At 74.0% G+C, this 15,496-nt stretch carries 12 protein-coding genes and 1 riboswitch; of the genes, 4 read left to right on the top strand and 8 right to left on the bottom strand.

The window, feature by feature from the left end:
- Window positions 1-13: 13 nt before the first annotated feature.
- Both ACFVVX_RS32585 and ACFVVX_RS32580 read right to left on the bottom strand, forming a co-directional pair.
- Window positions 14-895 (bottom strand): hypothetical protein, encoded by an 882-nt coding sequence (locus ACFVVX_RS32585; RefSeq protein WP_387950939.1) that lies wholly within the window; start codon window positions 893-895, stop codon window positions 14-16.
- A 100-nt stretch (window positions 896-995) separates the two neighbouring features.
- Window positions 996-2,399 carry an NAD(P)/FAD-dependent oxidoreductase gene (locus ACFVVX_RS32580; RefSeq protein ID WP_387950937.1) on the bottom strand — a complete coding sequence of 468 codons (1,404 nt, stop codon included), beginning with the start codon at window positions 2,397-2,399 and terminating at the stop codon, window positions 996-998.
- A 334-nt stretch (window positions 2,400-2,733) separates the two neighbouring features.
- Between ACFVVX_RS32580 and ACFVVX_RS32575 the strand changes: the two genes are divergently transcribed.
- On the top strand, window positions 2,734-3,150 hold the full coding sequence (locus ACFVVX_RS32575; RefSeq protein ID WP_387950936.1) for a PPOX class F420-dependent oxidoreductase: 417 nt from the start codon (window positions 2,734-2,736) through the stop codon (window positions 3,148-3,150).
- A 63-nt stretch (window positions 3,151-3,213) separates the two neighbouring features.
- Here ACFVVX_RS32575 and ACFVVX_RS32570 read toward each other — a convergent pair whose 3' ends face one another.
- Entirely contained in the window at window positions 3,214-3,777 is a 564-nt protein-coding gene (locus ACFVVX_RS32570) for a histidine phosphatase family protein (RefSeq protein WP_387950934.1), read from the bottom strand.
- Between the two features lie 117 nt (window positions 3,778-3,894).
- A riboswitch (cobalamin riboswitch) is annotated at window positions 3,895-4,051 on the top strand.
- Window positions 4,052-4,090: 39 nt separating this feature from the next.
- On the opposite strand from ACFVVX_RS32570, the gene ACFVVX_RS32565 reads away from it, so the two are divergent.
- Window positions 4,091-4,315 carry a CbtB-domain containing protein gene (locus ACFVVX_RS32565; RefSeq protein WP_387950932.1) on the top strand — a complete coding sequence of 75 codons (225 nt, stop codon included), beginning with the start codon at window positions 4,091-4,093 and terminating at the stop codon, window positions 4,313-4,315.
- Window positions 4,316-4,333: 18 nt separating this feature from the next.
- On the top strand, window positions 4,334-5,101 hold the full coding sequence (locus ACFVVX_RS32560; protein WP_387950931.1) for a CbtA family protein: 768 nt from the start codon (window positions 4,334-4,336) through the stop codon (window positions 5,099-5,101).
- Between the two features lie 96 nt (window positions 5,102-5,197).
- Here the strand turns inward: ACFVVX_RS32560 and ACFVVX_RS32555 are convergent, their stop codons facing one another.
- From ACFVVX_RS32555 to ACFVVX_RS32535, 5 genes are all read right to left on the bottom strand, one after another.
- On the bottom strand, window positions 5,198-6,217 hold the full coding sequence (locus ACFVVX_RS32555; protein WP_387950930.1) for a hemolysin family protein: 1,020 nt from the start codon (window positions 6,215-6,217) through the stop codon (window positions 5,198-5,200).
- Entirely contained in the window at window positions 6,214-7,569 is a 1,356-nt protein-coding gene (locus tag ACFVVX_RS32550; protein WP_387950928.1) for a hemolysin family protein, read from the bottom strand. Before ACFVVX_RS32550 ends, ACFVVX_RS32555 begins: the two co-directional genes overlap by 4 nt.
- A 253-nt stretch (window positions 7,570-7,822) precedes the next feature.
- Window positions 7,823-8,617, bottom strand: coding sequence for a metal-dependent hydrolase (locus tag ACFVVX_RS32545; protein WP_387950926.1), 795 nt, complete (start codon window positions 8,615-8,617; stop codon window positions 7,823-7,825).
- A 169-nt stretch (window positions 8,618-8,786) separates the two neighbouring features.
- Entirely contained in the window at window positions 8,787-12,833 is a 4,047-nt protein-coding gene (locus ACFVVX_RS32540) for an amino acid adenylation domain-containing protein (protein ID WP_387950924.1), read from the bottom strand.
- A gap of 258 nt (window positions 12,834-13,091) precedes the next feature.
- The gene (locus ACFVVX_RS32535) at window positions 13,092-13,385 is read right to left on the bottom strand and encodes a hypothetical protein (protein ID WP_387950923.1); all 294 of its coding nucleotides are present in this window, start codon (window positions 13,383-13,385) and stop codon (window positions 13,092-13,094) included.
- Window positions 13,386-13,746: 361 nt separating this feature from the next.
- On the opposite strand from ACFVVX_RS32535, the gene ACFVVX_RS32530 reads away from it, so the two are divergent.
- Window positions 13,747-15,297 carry a purine-cytosine permease family protein gene (locus tag ACFVVX_RS32530; protein WP_387950921.1) on the top strand — a complete coding sequence of 517 codons (1,551 nt, stop codon included), beginning with the start codon at window positions 13,747-13,749 and terminating at the stop codon, window positions 15,295-15,297.
- Window positions 15,298-15,496: the final 199 nt, after the last annotated feature.

Below are 15,496 nucleotides of genomic sequence, written 5' to 3'. Positions count from 1 at the left end.
GTCCCCGGTCCGGCTACCAGGTGGGCGCCGGGACGGTGGTGATCCCCAGGGTACTCTGGGCCGGCAGCAGCCCCGCGCCGATCACCGTCAGGAAGTACGGCACCATCAGCTCCATGAAGCGCTCGGTGCGTTCGGCGCCCAGCGCCTCCCAGGGCCCGGCGGCCAGCTGGTCGGTCAGCCGCTCGACCTCGTTGCGCCCGGCCCGGCCGCGGTCGGTGGCCCGGCCCTCGCCGTCGATCCAGCCCCGCCCGGCGAGCCGCTCGCGGGCGGCCGACCACTCGTCCTCGGTCCAGCCGCGGCCGGCGAAGTTCTCCGCCGGGGCCGCGTCGACCGCGGCGAAGGAGACCAGCGACTCGCACGGGTCCAGTCCGGCCGCCGACAGGGCGGTGAGGTGGCCGTCGCCACGGTGCTCGCGCAGCACGGTGATCGCCTGCCAGAGGGCGAGGTGCGGCTCCCCGGCCGGCGCGAGCGCCGCGTTGGCGGCGGCCAGCGGCCGTCCGGCGAGGACGGCGGACTCGGCGGCCCGCTCCGCGAGCCCGACCAGCTCCTCGAACTCCGGCCCGTTCAACTGCCCGTCGAACAGCCCCCGGTAGACCGCGTCCACCGCGCGCAGCCGGGCCCGGAGCACCTCCTCGGGCTCGGCCGTCTCCCAGACCGCCGGCACGTACCGGGCGACCAGCGCCGGGCTGAAGCTGTAGAAGGTGGCCGCGGTCAGCTCGCTGCTCGCCCGGCCCAGCACGGCCGCCCGCCAGGCGAAGTAGCTCGGCCAGCGGTCGTCCACCCGGTAGCCCAGCCCGGCGGCCTCCGTGAACGCCTCCGGCGCGAAGTACAGCACCGCGTGCAGCGGTTCCAGGTGGTGCCAGGCGCGGCGCGGCAGCGCACGGTCGAGCGTCATGAGGGGCTCCCCGAAAGACTGGTCGAATACGGCGAGTTGATCGAACACCACGTCAAGAGGCGCTGTCCAGCCGGGTCGGGGCCCGCCGGGCGGCTGCCGTTCACCCCTGGCCGGGCGGTCGAGGCGGTCCGACCAGTTCGGCGACCCGCGAGAAGCGGGCGATCGCCTCGGCGACGGTCAGCGGGTCCGCCCGGCGGGGGCGCAGGGCGGCGAGGGCCACGGAGGGGGCGGTCAGCCGGGCGGCGGGGGCCGCCAGCGAGAAGACGTCGAAGTAGGCGGCCGCGGCGGTGGGGTCGGTGAGGGCCGCCCGCAGCAGCCGGTCGGTGTACCAGCGGGTGAGCCGGGTGGCCGGTCCGGCGGCCGCGGGGTGGCTCGACCGGGCGCCGGGGAAGCCCCGGTCCTGCTCCTTGGCCATGCTCCAGGGGGTGTCGAGGACGCGGGTGATCCGCCGCTGGATGGCGGCGCCGACCTGCGGGTGGAGGCCCTCGGTGTCGAGCGCGGTCCGGATGGCGACGGCGCACTGGGCGGCGACCGCCATGCCGTGCCCGTACACCGGGTTGAGGGCGGCCACCGCGTCACCGGTGGCGGCGAAGCCGGCCGGGGCGCCGTTCTCGTAGGCGCGGCGGCGGTTCAGGGTCCCGTGGCAGGTGCGGATCGGGCCGATCGGGCGGGCGGTGCGGGCGAGGTCGTGGACGACCGGGTGGTCGAGGGTCTTGAGGAAGGTGTGGAACTCCGACTCGGTGCGGGAGGGTTCGCCCGCGCGGGTGCCGGAGAGGGTGATGATCCAGCGGTCGTTCTCGATGGGGATGATGGTGGCGCCCCGCCCGGGCCGGCGCCGGCCGGGGACGGGCACGATGCTCACCACCGGGAAGTCGCGGTTGCCGCCCGGTGCGTCGAACAGTCGGGCGGCGTAGGCGAGTCCGGCGTCCACCGTCTCCTCGCGCGGCCCGTCGAAGCCCAGGTCGCGCAGCCAGCGCGGGGCCTGGGAGCGGCGGCCGGTCGCATCCACCACCAGGTCGGCCGGCAGGCTCTCGCGCGATCCGTCCGGGTTCTCGACCAGCGCCCCGCCGACCTGGCCCGCGTCCCCGACCAGGCCCAGCACGGAGGTGCCCTCCCGGATCGTGACGCCGGCCCGGCCGCGCAGTTGCTGCCGGACGGTGTGGTCCAGCAGGTGCCGGCTGCAGGCGATCAGGTAGGCGGTCGAGTCGAAGCCCTGGAGCCAGCCCGGGCCCAGGCGCATCAGCAGGCCGGAGGGCAGCCGCCGGCGGTGCGCTCCGGCGGCGAGCAGCGCCTCGACGGTGCCCGGGAGGAGGGCGTCGAGGGCGTCGGCGCCGCCGCCGAGCAGGATGTGGCTGAAGTCGCCCTGCGGAAGGCCCCGGCGCGGCTGCGGCCCACCGGGGAGGACGTCCTGCTCGACAACCGTGACGCTGCGGACGTGCGGTCCGAGGGCGGCGGCGGCCAGCAGCCCCGCCAGGCCGCCCCCGAGCACCAGGGCCGTGCTCACCGGCCGGCCGCGGTGCGGTCGGCGCCGCGACGGGGCGGGGAGCACGGGAACGGCACCGCGTGCCCTGCCGACGGGAGCGCGTCGGGCGACCGGGGGATCATCGAGGTGCCTCCGTGCGGTAGCGGTCGGCCGCGGCCGTCCGGTGGGGGACCATTCTGGCCACCGGGCAAAGCTGTTCAAAGAGCAACCATCGTTCTTTCCCCCGCACGAGTGACGCCCGCGCCCCGGGCGGAACCCCGGTGACCAGGGGGAGTTGACTTCAAGTCCGCTTCACCTCCTACGGTCGGACGGCACCCCCGATGGGGATTCCCAGCCGAAAACGGAGCAGCCCGCCATGGTCTTCACCCCCGAGGAACGCGCCTACCTCACCGCCCAGCAGCTCGGCCGACTGGCCACCACCGGCCCGGACGGGGCACCGCAGGTCCGGCCGGTGGGGTTCCGGCTGAACGAGGACGGCACCATCGACATCGGCGGCCCGAACCTGCCCGCCAGCCAGAAGTACCGCAACGCGGCCCGCCGGCCCCAGGTGTCGCTCCTGGTCGACGACATGACGCCGGCCGACGACCCGGACGCGCCGGCGCCCGGCTGGGGCCGCGGGGTGGAGGTCCGCGGCCGGGTGGAACTGCTCACCCTCGACGTGCCGCCCGTGGCGCCGGGCTTCTTCTCCCACGAGACCATCCGGGTGCATCCCCAACGGGTCATCACCTGGAACCTGGCCGAGAAGGGCAGCACGGCCCGCAACACCGCCTGAACCCGCCCCGACGCCGTCCCGGCCCGGCTCCGGAATCCGATCTGAGCCCGGCCCCGGCCCGGTTCAGGCCAGGTCGGCGCCGAGCCGGAGGTTCCACCGGCCGGTCCGGCCGCTGAGGCCGGTGCCGGTCAGCGGCGGGACGTCGAGCCGCCAGAACGCCTCCACCGGACCGCCGAGCGCGTGCAGGGCGGCGGCCCGGACGACCTCCGGCTCCACCACCGCCAGCACCCGGGGGCCCCCGTCGGCCAGGGCGTCGAGCCATTCGCCGACCCGGGCGCACAGCTGCACCAGCGACTCCCCGCCGTGCGGGGCCGCGGCCGGGTCGGACAGCCACGCGGCCACCGCCCCGGGCTGCTCGGCGGCCACCTCGTCGAGCGTCCTGCCCCGCCACGAGCCCATCGCCCAGCCGGCCGGCGCCTCGGCCGCGGCGGTGAGGCCGAGCGCCCCGGCGGTCTGCCGGCAGCGCGCCGACGGCGACACCAGGACGAGCCCCGGCGCCGACAGTCCGCCCGCCGCCGACCGCGCGGCGTCGAGCCCGCCGGCGTCCAGGCCCGATTCGTCGTCGAACCGTGCCGCACGCAGCGCGGTGCTCATCGCCGGTGAGATCAACGTCACCCGCACGGTCATCCCGGAACCCCTTCGTCCACTACCCGAACCAGCGGGGCACGGCCCCCGCCGCCGCCCGAGCGCGGGCGGACGGCCCCGCGCACTTCACACCGCGCGCACGCCCTTGGCCCGGCGCCTGCCAGGCGGTACGGTCTCGGGCGTTGTGACGACGGTGCGAGGAAGCCGGTGAGACTCCGGTACGGTCGCGCCACTGTATGCCGACCCGGCCCCGCTCCCCCGACCAGGGTGGACGGAACCGGACGGTGAGTCAGACCCCGAGCCGTCGTCTGTGCTCCATCGACTGGGACGCGAGTTTCCCCAAGGAGGTTCAGCCATGGCTTCGTCCATCGCCACCCCGCTCTCCCCCGCCGCAGGTGAGGCCCCGGCCCCCATCCCCGTGCGGGCCGTTCTCCCCTGGGCGGCGTTCGTCGGCATCCTGATGCTGGTGCTGCTCTACTTCGTCGGTGCCGAGCAGGGGGCCACCTCCCTGCTCTCCGGCGAGAACGTCCACGAGTGGGTCCACGACGGGCGCCACCTCCTCGGCTTCCCCTGCCACTGAGACGAGGAAGCACCCCCCGTGAACTCCACCACCGTCAGATCCCTGCTGGTGCGCGGCATGCTGGCCGGCCTCGCGGCCGGCCTGCTCGCGCTCGTCACCGCCTACTTCCTCGGCGAGTCCCGGGTGGACGCCGCCATCGCCTTCGAGGAGGCGCACTCCGCCCACCACGGCATGGACATGGAGCCGGAGCTGGTCAGCCGCACCCTGCAGTCCACCGCCGGCCTGGCCACCGGCATCCTGGTGTTCGCCATCGCCATGGGCGGCATCGCCTCGCTCGCCTTCTGCTTCGCGCTCGGCCGCATCGGGCGCTTCGGCGCCCGCGCGACCGCCGTCATGCTGTCGCTCGCCGGGCTGGTGACCCTCTACCTGGTGCCGTTCCTCAAGTACCCGGCCAACCCGCCGTCCGTCGGCGACCCGGACACCATCGGGAAGCGCACCGTCCTGTACTTCCTGATCCTGCTGCTCGCCGTGCTCCTCGCGGTGGCGGCCGTCATCATCGGCAAGCGCCTGGCCCCGCGGCTGGGCACCTGGTACGCCGCCGCCGCGGCCGGGGCGGGGTTCGTCCTCGCCGTCGGCCTCGCCTACGCCCTGCTGCCCGCCGTCAACGAGGTCCCCGAGGAGTTCCCCGCCACCCTGCTGTGGCAGTTCCGCCTCGCGGCCCTGACCATCCAGCTGGTGCTGTGGACCTCCTTCGGCCTCGTCTTCGGCGAGCTGGCCGAGCGTGCGCTGCACCCCAGGACCGCCACCGCCCCGGCACCCTCCCAGGCCACCGCGGCCGCCCACTAGGGCTCGTCCGAACCCTGCACGACCGACACGACAGCCCGCCCCGGTACCTTCCGGGGCGGGCTGTCGGTCGTTCCGGCGCGACTTTGCGAGCACGCCCTACGGGCGGGCGGGGCCGACCAGCTCCTTGAGGACGTCCTCCATGGTGACCAGGCCGGTGGCGGTGCCGTCGGCGGTGACCGCGGCGGCCAGGTGGGTGCCGGAGCGGCGCATCGCGGTGAGCACGTCGTCCAGCGGGGTGTCCTCGGGCACGCGGGCGATCGGGCGCAGCGCGCGGGCGGGGAAGGGCCGCTCGCGGGCGCCGTCCTGTTCGAGGGCGTCCTTGATGTGCAGGTAGCCGGCCACCATGCGGTCCGCGGTCAGGACGGGGAAGCGCGAGAAGCCGGTCCGGGCGGCGAGCTGCTCCAGTTCGACCGGGGTGGTGCCGGCGTCGACGAAGACGATCTCCTCGCGCGGTGTGACGACCTCGGAGACCGGCCGGGAGCCGAGTTCGAGGGCGTCCTGGAGCAGTTCGGTGTCACGCTCGCTCAGCAGCTCGGCGTCGGAGGAGTCCCTGACCATCCGGGCCAGTTCCTCCTCGCTGAACACCGAGGCGACCTCGTCCTTGGGCTCGACCCTGAGCAGGCGCAGGATGCGGTTGGCGAAGGCGTTGATGGAGAACGCGATCGGGCGCAGCGCCCGGGTCGCGGCCACCAGCGGCGGCACCAGCAGGTAGGCGGCCTTCTCGGGCGCGGCGAGGGCGATGTTCTTGGGGATCATCTCGCCCAGCAGCATGTGGAGGTAGGTCGCGACGCTCAGCGCGATCACGAAGGCGATCGGGTGGATGAGGCCGTCCGGGACGCCGAGGCTGTGGAACGGCGGCTCCAGCAGGTGGGCGATGGCCGGTTCGGCGACCGCGCCGAGCACCAGGGAGGAGACGGTGATGCCGAGCTGGGCGGTGGCCAGCATGGCGGAGACGTGCTCCAGGCCCCAGATCACCGTGCGGGCGCGGCGGTCGCCGGCCTCCGCGCGCGGTTCGATCTGGCTGCGGCGCACCGAGATGAGCGCGAACTCGCCGCCGACGAAGAAGGCGTTGGTCACCAGGGTGAGCAGGCCGATGATGAGCTGGACCGCGGTCATCGGGTCTCCTCCCGGCGGTCGTCGGTGCCGTCCGCGTCCTCGGGGCCGGGTGCCGGGGCGGTCAGGCGGACGCGTTCGGCGACGTGGTGGGCGACGGCCGTGATGTCGAGGGTCCACCCGTCGACGCGGACGGTGTCCCCGGGCACGGGGATGCGGCCGAGGCGGTCGGCGATCAGCCCGGCCAGGGTCTCGTACGGGCCCTCGGTCTGCGGCATGCCGATGGTTTCGAGCTGGTCGGTGCGGGTGATGCCGTCGGCGTCCCAGCGGTGGCGCCCGTCCAGGCCGCGGCCGAGGTCGATGAGGTCGGGCAGCTCGGTGGGGTCGTGCTCGTCGACGACCTCGCCGACGACCTCCTCGACGATGTCCTCCAGGGTGGCGATGCCGGCGGTGCCGCCGTACTCGTCGATCACCACGGCCATCGTCTGTTCGCCGCGCAGTTGGTCCAGCAGCCGGTCGACGGTGAGCGTCTCGGGGACCAGCAGCGGCTCGGTCATCAGGTTCGCGACCGGGTGCAGGTGGCGCCGGTCGGCGGGGACGGCGAGCGCGTCCTTGATGTGGACGGCGCCGACCACCTGGTCGAGGTTGTTCCGGTAGACGGGGAAGCGCGACAGGCCGGTGACGCGGGTGAGGTTGGCGACGTCGGCGGCGGTGGCGTGCTCCTCCAGGGCCTGGACGTCGACCCGGGGGGTCATCACGTTCTCCGCCGTCAGCTCGCGCAGGTTGAGCGAGCGGACGAAGAGCTCGGCGGTGTCGGGCGCTATGGCGCCGGCCCGGGCGGAGTGCCGGGCGAGCGCGATGAGCTCCTGCGGGGTGCGGGCGGAGGCGAGGTGCTCGGCGGGCTCCAGGCCCAGGCGCCGCACGACGCGGTTCGCGGTGTTGTTGAGGTGGCCGATGAACGGCGAGAACGCGGCCGAGAAGTAGTACTGCGGGCCGGCCACGACCTTGGCCACGGCGAGCGGGCGCGAGATGGCCCAGTTCTTGGGGACCAGTTCGCCGGCGACCATCAGCACGACCGTCGACAGCACGACCCCGAGCACCAGCCCGGCGGTGTCCGCCGCACCGCTCGGCAGGCCGACCGCCCGCAGCGGGCCGTGCAGCAGTGCGGCCACCGCGGGCTGGGCGACCATGCCGATCACCAGGCTGGTGATGGTGATGCCCAACTGGGCGCCGGACAGCTGGAAGGTGAGGCGGTTGACCGCCTTGAGCGCGATCGCGGCGCCGCGCTCGCCGTCCGCCACGGCGCGTTCCAGCGCGCCGCGCTCGACGGTGGTCAGGGAGAACTCGGCCGCGACGAACACCGCGCAGGCGGCGGTGAGCACCAGGGCGAGCAGCAGCAGGAGCACTTCGGTCACCGTGCCACCTCCGCCCCGGCGGTCGAACTCGTCAGGGGGGAAACGGCACGGTGAGAACTGGGAGGTTCGTCCATCGCGGGGACCGCGACTCCTTTGCTGCACTGAGGGTGGTCGGTTCGGCAGGCGGCACCGCCGGGGGCGTGGCCGCCTGCTCTACAGGAGTGTAAAGGGTTGGCAAATCAAGGTGCCGTAAGCGGGGTGCCCCAGGCGGGGTGCCGCGAGGGCGTGTGTGCGCAATCCCGACGGGGACGGCTCAGCCGAAGAACCCCAGCGCGCCCAGGGCGCAGACCCCGCCCGCGCCCATGAACACCGGCATCAGCACCTTGAGCTCGACCCAGCTCCCCGCCCGGAACCGCATGCCCTTCGGCGGGCCGATGGGGTACCAGCGCTTGCGCCCGATCGGGATCGGCCACAGCACCGGGCAGCCCGAGACGGTCAGCGCGTCGCCCAGGCAGTGCACCAGCGCGCCGAGCGCGATCGGCAGGCCGATCCACAGGTACTCCTGACCCGGCTGGTCGAACAGCCACTGCGAGCCGTTGCCCGGCTTGTCGAGGACGCCGGCGAGCACCCAGGCGCTGGTCGCCCCGAGCAGCCAGACCAGCACGTCGCTGGAGACCCGGGCATGACGCCACAGCAGCCCCTCGATGGCCAGCACCATGTGGACGAACAGCACTCCCAGGACGCCCCAGCGGCCGCCGTACACCGCCACCGCGGCCGCGCCGGCCCCGCACAGCACCGCCCAGAGCCAGGTGTGGGTCAGCGTCCGGTGCCCGCCCGAGCGACGCGGATCACCCTTCTTCCGGGTCGACTTGTAGACCGCGTAGGAGAGCTTGTCGATCACCTCGCACAGCGTGCGCGACACCGGCCCGAAGGCCCGGGATATCGTCGCCGCCTTGTGGTCCAGATCCGGCGCCAGCGCGGCGCCCGCGCAGATCAGCGCCCCCGCCAGCACCACCGGCCAGGGCATCGGCTCCCCCAGCCCCGCCGCGACGGCCCCCGCCGCCAGCCATGCCGTCGCGCCCGACAGCGCATGCGCCGGTCCCATCATGATCCGATTCCCGTCCTCGTTCCGAAGCGCCCCCGTACGAGGACGTGACGGGGTGGCAGCATAGTCGCCCATGATCCACTGCCGGACCGCCGACCGCCCGGACTGGGGCGGTCGGCGGTCCCGGAGGGGGCGGGGGCGGAAGGCGGGGGTCGGGGGAGGTGTGCCGCCGTCACCCCCCGAGGCGGGTGCGGATGGCGGCGGCCAGTTCGGCGACACCTGGCTCCCTGAGCACGCCGTAGTGGTCGCCCTCCAGCCGGACGGTCGCGGGTGCGGCGGAGTAGCCGGAGCGGCCCTCGATGAAGGAGTAGTCGTCCCCGGCGGCCTTGAAGACCGTCACCGGGGCGTCCAGCCGCCGCTCGGCGAGCTCGCGGAAGGTGTACTCGAACTCGTAGGTCTCCGCGACGATCCGGGTGATCCGGCGGATCGTGCCCTCGTCCAGGTCCGGGAGCAGCCCGTGGACGAAGGCGACGAAGCCGTCCTCGTCGTGCGTCTCGGCCAGGCACCGCTCCAGGTCGGGGCCGCTGATCGAGGTCGCGAAGACCGAGAACAGGATCGTCAGATAGCCGGGGTTGGCGTACGAGGCCTCGCGTCCGTAGAGCTCGCCGTCCGCCCGGCGGACCTCGGGGTTGCCGGGGCAGATCAGCAGCACCTCCGTCACCTGCCGGCCGGCCCGCTCCAGCTGCCAGGCCGCCTCGAACGCCACCCGGGCGCCGAAGGAGTAGCCCCACAGGCTGTAGGGCCCCTCGGGCCGGAGCCGGCGGATCTCGGCGACGTCGGCGGCGGCCATCTCCCGGATCGTCGGGTAGGGCGTCTCGCCCGCGTTGATGCCGTGGGCCTGGATGCCGTAGAACGGCCGGCCCGTGGTGCCCGCGAGCAGCCGCAGGTTCATCGGGTAACCGCCGAGCCCGGGCCAGCAGAACACCGGGCGCCCGGCCCCGGACTCGGATCCGGCTCCGGCGCCGTGCAGTGGCACCAGCCGTGAGGAGGGGGCGGCGGAGTCCGCGCCGGAGCCGGCGTCGGCCTCGGCGTCGATCCGGGCGGCCAGGTCGGCCAGCCTCGGGCTCCCGAACAGGACCTGCAGCGGAAGGCCGGTGCCGAACTCCCGGTTGACCCGGTTCACCAGCGCCACCGCGACCAGCGAGTTCCCGCCGGCGCTGAAGAACTCGTCCTCCAGGGACACGCTCTCGTACTTCAGCGCACCACCCCAGATCTCGGCGAGACGGCGCTCGGTCGGCGTCGACGGCGCGACGAACGACCCGCCCGGCTGCGCCCCCCGGACCTGCTCACCGGCCGCCAGCGCCTTGGCGTCGACCTTGCCGTTGGCGGTCAGCGGCAGCCCGTCCAGGACGAGGACCCGGTTGGGGATCATGTAGTCGGGCAGCAGGCCGGCCAGCTCCTCCTTGATGATCTCGGCCGGGCCCCTCATGTGGACGGCGTCCTCCCGCATGCCCTCGCTGCGGATCTGCTCCTCGCTCACCCTCCCGCCGAGGAAGAAGTACGACGGGCCGCTCTCGATCCCGCAGGCCGCCAGGATCCCGTCGATCCGCCGGGCGGCCGGCAGCGGGTGCCCGCTCTTCGAGCTGTAGCCGGAGGACATGAAGCCCAGGCCGAGTCCGTTGCGCTGCAGGTGGTGCAGCCGGGTGCCCAGGCCGATGTACTCCAGCCACGGCTCCCGGGCCCGGCTGATCGCGGTGATGCCGAACCCCGCCCGCTCGTAGACCTGCTGGTTGATCGCGATCACGTGCCTCGACTGCACCAGCTCGTCCGAGATCCGGGTCAGCGCGCCGTCCGCGTACCGGTACTGGCCGGCGGCGAGGCCCTCGACGCGCCCGGGGTGGACCTGGAGGTAGATCTCGGTGTCGTCCCGCCGCGGGAGCCCGTCGTCGGGGTGGATCTCGAAGCTGCCCAGGTAGAAGTCCTCCTCGGCGACGTCCAGGCGGTCCTTGACGGAGGGCAGGAGGCCGAGCGGCCGGATGTTCAGCCCGTACCCGGGCAGCACCTCCTCGAACACGCCCACCATGTGGCCGGTCTCGAACTCCAGCACCTCCCGGATGTTGTCCCGGTAGACCGGTTCGATCGCCCGCCGGCGGCCGAGGAAGTGGACGGTCAGGCCGGGGGCCCCGGCGCCGTCGCCGATCCGCACCAGGGTGTGGTCCACCGGGTGGTAGTAGTGGACGCCGGCGGCCGGTCCCCCGGCCTCCCGCTCTCCGGTCTGCTGCTGTCCGGACTCCGGCTCTCCGATCTCCAGGTAGAGCTGGGTCGCGTACAGCGCGCCGGGCGAGGCGTAGGAGTACTTCGGCAGCAGCCGCTCCGCGCTGTGGAACTGGCCGAACCAGCGCAGGATCCCGCCCAGTTCGGCGAGGGTCGGCTGCGGCGACGCCTGCCGTGACGGCTGCGGCTGCGGCTGCCGCGGGCCGGCGGCCGTGCGCGGGGCGAGCAGGTCCAGCAGGTCGGCCCGGGTGACCGGCCCGCCCTCGAAGAAGCGGTACGTCTTGCGGGCGAACACCTCCCGCCGCTGGTACCCGGTCTCCTCGCGACCGGGCAGCGCCAGCACCGGCCGGCCCGCCGTCTCCGCCCCGGTCCGAACTCCCGGGTCGGACAGCTGGGTCCGCACCTGAAGCCTGCTGGCCTTGGACTGGTGGTGCCCGCCGTGGTTGCCCTGGTCCATCAGGGCCGCCTCCTTGGGGTTCAGCTCGACGCACGCCACCAGCTGCTGGAAGCCGGTCCGCTCGTCGTCGGTGACGACGGCCGCGGCCCGCCGCACCCACAGGTGCTCCTCGATGGCCAGCGCGATCTCGTCCAGCTCGACGCGGTAGCCGCGCAGTTTGACCTGGTTGTCCGCCCGGCCGGAGCACTGCAGGGTGCCGTCCGGGTTCCAGTGCGCGAGGTCCCCCGTGCGGTACAGGCGCTCGCCCGGCAGGTACGGCGAGGCGACGAAGCGCTCCGCCGTCAGGTCGGGCCGGTTCAGGTAGCCGCGCGCGAGCTGGGCGCCGCCGATGTAGAGCTCGCCGGTCTCGCCGGGCCCCACCGGGGCCAGCTCGGCGTCGAGGACGAAGCACCGGGTGTCGTCGACCGGCAGCCCGATCGGCACCGACCCGGCGTCCCCGCCGGTCGCGGCCGGGTCGACGAGGTGAGCGGTCGCGTTGATCGTGCACTCGGTCGGGCCGTAGAGGTTGACCAGCGAGGCCTGCGGCAGCTCCGCGGCGAGGGCCGCCGCGAGCCGGCGCGACAGCGCCTCGCCGCCGGAGTAGACCCGCCGCAGGGTGCTGCAGGTACCCAGCCGCTCGGTGTCCAGCAGCGCCTGGAGGAGGGTGGGCACGCACTGAAGGGTGGTCACCCCGTGTTCCCGGACGGTGTCGACCAGGGCCTCCGGATCCCGGTAGACGCCCGGTGCGCCCATCACGACCCGTGCGCCGCCGGCGGGCGCCAGGATCTCCCACTGCGCCGCGTCGAAGCTCATCGGCGTCTTCTGCAGCACGGTGGCGTCGGCGCCGAGGTGACCGGCGGCGACCAGCCAGCGCAGCTGGGACACGATGCTGCGGTGCTCGATCATCACGCCCTTGGGGCGGCCGGTCGAGCCGGAGGTGTAGATGACGTACGCCAGCGAATCCGGCCGCGGGCCGCTCGCGTCCGGGCCCTGGCTCGGGTCCTGGCTCGGGTCCCGCTTCAGGTCCTGGCTCGGGCTCGGGCTGTGGCTCTGGTGCGGGATCGGGTGCGGGACGGGGTCCGCGGTGTCGTGCCGGGCCGGATGCGGGATCGGGTGCGCGGCGGCGGGGGCACCGGAGGCGTCGCCCGGAGTGAGGATCCTGGTCCCCGGCGGGGCCAGGCCGGCGAGGCGCTCGCGGAGGTGCTCCTGGGTGACGATCACCCCGGTCCCGCTGTCCTCGATCATGAAGCGGATCCGCGCCTCGGGGTACTCCGGCGACAGCGGCAGGTAGGCGGCCCCCGCGTAGAGGATCCCCCAGGCTCCCACCATCAGTTCCAGGGACGGTTCGACGTACAGGCCTATGCAGTCGTCGGCCTCCACACCCAGCCGGCGCAGGTGGGCGCCCAACTCCTCGGCGGCCTCCCCGAGCTCCCGGTAGCCGAGGCGTGCGCCCCCGCCGACCACCGCCGTGGCCTCGGGCTGCCGGGCCACCTGCCGCCGGAGCAGGTCGGGGAGGCAGAGGGCGCGGCGGGTGTCGCGGACGGACAACAGAAGGGACTGTGCGGACATGGCATGACCCCCAAGGGTCGGCGACGGTGTCGAGGTCGCCCGGCCAGGGCTTGTCTGGCAATCCCTGGACCGGGCAGGACCTCAAAGGTCCGCCGCCCGCTGTCCCGGACGCCCGGGGCACAGGGCCGCTCTCCTGACCCGATCACGCCCCGGACCACGACCCCGGCCGTCGGCTCGGTGTCCCGGGCGCCGGCCCGACAGCGGGCTCGGCAGCGGGCTCGGCGTCCCGGGCGGACCGCGACGCCGTCCCGTGCGCGTTCACCTCCCGCTCGCGTCACCACCGTCCGGTCGGACCGCACAGACCGCCCCGCTCTGCCCGCCGAACAGCGACCCGCCGACCAGGGCGTTGAGCACGCCCCTGCAGACCGCGGCCTCCTCCGGGGTCCGCGGCCCCTCGGCGGCGGCCGGCTGCGCCGTCGAGAGCAGCAGCAGCGGCACCGCCGCCAGGACCAGCGAACAGAGCGTGCGGCCGACGGGCTTCGTCAGCTTCTTCGTGCTCTTCGTGTTCTTCGTGTTCTTCGTGCTCTTCGTGCTCTTCGCGGTGGCGAACATGTCGGACCCTTCGGGTGGGAACTCGGGCGGGAAATGGACGAGCCATCCCTACCGGAGGGCCGGGCCGCCGCCGCGGATGCTCCGCCATCCGTGAGCGTGTTCACGCTGCGAAGCCAACCCCCAATCGATTCATCGGTCGATCTGACCGATGCCCCTTCGATCCATCTGCCGATCATCTGATCCGGCCAAGGAATGGAACCCAGCCGCCGGGTTCCCTGTGGCAACCGACATCCGGCCCCGGCCGGCAGGCAGGGCGCTTTGTGCCGATCGTCCTTGTTCGGGGCGGTCGCCCCGGCCAAGGATGGACAGGTTGCCCGACGGGACCGACGCCGGGTACGAACCAGCACCAGAAGGCGCCTCCATGCCGCAGAACACCCAGCCGGGGACGCCCGTCCCCGGCACGGAGCACCGGACGGCCCACGCCGGGCTCGTCGAGCAGTACGGGGTGGACACCATCCCCGCCTCCGCACGCACCAGCTCCCCCCGCGACGTGGTCAGCATCCTCGTCGGATCGAACCTCTCCTTCGGCGTCGCCGTCTTCGGCTGGCTGCCGGTCTCGTTCGGGCTCTCCTTCTGGGCCAGTCTCGGCTCACTCCTCGTCGGCACCGTGGCCGGCATCGCGCTGACCGCGCCGCTCGCCCTGGTGTCGCTGCGCACCGCGACCAACCTCTCCACCAGCTCCGGCGCGTTCTTCGGCGTCCGGGGGCGGCTGATCGGCTCGGTGGTCGGCCTGCTGCTCTCGCTCGGGTACACCGCGCTGGCCCTGTGGGTCGGCGGCGACGTGGTGGTCGGCGCGCTCAACCGGATGCTGGGCCTGCCCGCGAGCGGCGCCGCGTACGTGGCGACGTACACCGTGCTCGCCGCCCTCAGCGCCACCGCCGCCGTCTTCGGCTACCGGCTGCTGCTGAAGCTGGAGCGGGTGCTGATGTGGGCCATGGGCGCGCTGCTGCTGGCCGGGCTCCTCGCCTTCGCCCCGCACTTCGACGCGTCCGCCCACGGCGCGTACCTGCTGGGCGGCTTCTGGCCGACCTGGCTGCTGGCGGTGGTCGCCGCCGGGCTGAGCGGACCGATCGCCTTCATCACCCTGCTCGGCGACTACACCCGGTACGTCTCGCCGGCCCGGCACTCGCAGCGGCGGGTGCTCCTGGCCACCTGCGCGGGCCTCTTCCTGGGACTGCTGATCCCCCAGGTCTTCGGCACCTTCACCGCCGTGGCCACCGGCGCGGGCGGCGACTACGTGCAGTCGCTGATCGCCGGCTCCCCCGCCTGGTTCCTGCTCCCCCTGCTGGTCAACGGGCTGCTGGGCAGCGCGGGCAACACCGGCCTGATGCTCTACAGCATGGGCCTGGACCTGGACGCCATCCTGCCGCGGGCCACCCGGCTGCAGGCCACCGCCGCGGTGGCGGCGCTGGCCACCGTCCTGGTCTTCCTCGGCCACTTCGTGTGGAACGCGCAGGACGCCGTCACCTCCTTCGTGCTGGTCCTCACCGCGATCGGCACCCCCTGGGCGGTGATCACCCTCATCGGGCACCACCGCTGCCGCGGCGACTACGACCAGGGCTCCCTCCAGGTCCTCAACCAGCGCACCCGCGGGGGCGTCTACTGGTACCGCTCCGGCTGGAACCCGGCGGCGACGGCGGCCTGGGTGGGCGGCAGCGCGCTCGGGCTCTGCGCGGTGGACACGCCCACCTACCGGGGCCCGCTCCTCCCGCTGACCGGCGGTGTCGACCTCAGCTTCCTGCTGTCCGGCCTGATCGCGGCCGGCCTCTACCTGCTGCTCACCCGCACCTCCCGCGGCCGCGCCGGGGCGCCTGCGCGCCGGCCGACGCTCCCTGCGGCCCGGGTTGCCGACGCCGTGGTCGGCCCGGGCGGCCTCAGCGGCCCGACCGCGCCGTCCGTCGGCGCGCCGTGACCCACCCCGTCCGGTGGCCCCTAGTGCCGCGTCAGGCAACCTTCGCCCCGTCGCGACGCCCGGCACGCACTCTCGCCGCACCGGCCGAAAGCCCAAGTACGTCCAGTACGAGGGCTTCCGGCCGGCACGCCGATAGCACGCACCGGACGCCGCTCCTTGACGGGCAAAAGTTGCCTGACGCGGCACTAGGCGATCTGGC

It is taken from the genome of Kitasatospora sp. NPDC058170, from assembly GCF_042883905.1.
Lineage (GTDB): Bacteria > Actinomycetota > Actinomycetes > Streptomycetales > Streptomycetaceae > Kitasatospora.
Note: the sequence above shows the minus strand (reverse complement) of the source record. Positions and strands in the feature narration are given on the sequence as shown.

What these genes read in the sequence shown, in the direction of transcription:
- ACFVVX_RS32540 (WP_387950924.1), bottom strand. Translation starts at nt 12,833, where the DNA reads ATGTCCGCACAGTCCCTTCTGTTGTCCGTCCGCGACACCCGCCGCGCC.
- ACFVVX_RS32545 (WP_387950926.1), bottom strand. Translation starts at nt 8,617, where the DNA reads ATGATGGGACCGGCGCATGCGCTGTCGGGCGCGACGGCATGGCTGGCG.
- ACFVVX_RS32555 (WP_387950930.1), bottom strand. Translation starts at nt 6,217, where the DNA reads ATGACCGCGGTCCAGCTCATCATCGGCCTGCTCACCCTGGTGACCAAC.
- ACFVVX_RS32535 (WP_387950923.1), bottom strand. Translation starts at nt 13,385, where the DNA reads ATGTTCGCCACCGCGAAGAGCACGAAGAGCACGAAGAACACGAAGAAC.
- ACFVVX_RS32565 (WP_387950932.1), top strand. Translation starts at nt 4,091, where the DNA reads ATGGCTTCGTCCATCGCCACCCCGCTCTCCCCCGCCGCAGGTGAGGCC.
- ACFVVX_RS32575 (WP_387950936.1), top strand. Translation starts at nt 2,734, where the DNA reads ATGGTCTTCACCCCCGAGGAACGCGCCTACCTCACCGCCCAGCAGCTC.
- ACFVVX_RS32585 (WP_387950939.1), bottom strand. Translation starts at nt 895, where the DNA reads ATGACGCTCGACCGTGCGCTGCCGCGCCGCGCCTGGCACCACCTGGAA.
- ACFVVX_RS32530 (WP_387950921.1), top strand. Translation starts at nt 13,747, where the DNA reads ATGCCGCAGAACACCCAGCCGGGGACGCCCGTCCCCGGCACGGAGCAC.
- ACFVVX_RS32570 (WP_387950934.1), bottom strand. Translation starts at nt 3,777, where the DNA reads ATGACCGTGCGGGTGACGTTGATCTCACCGGCGATGAGCACCGCGCTG.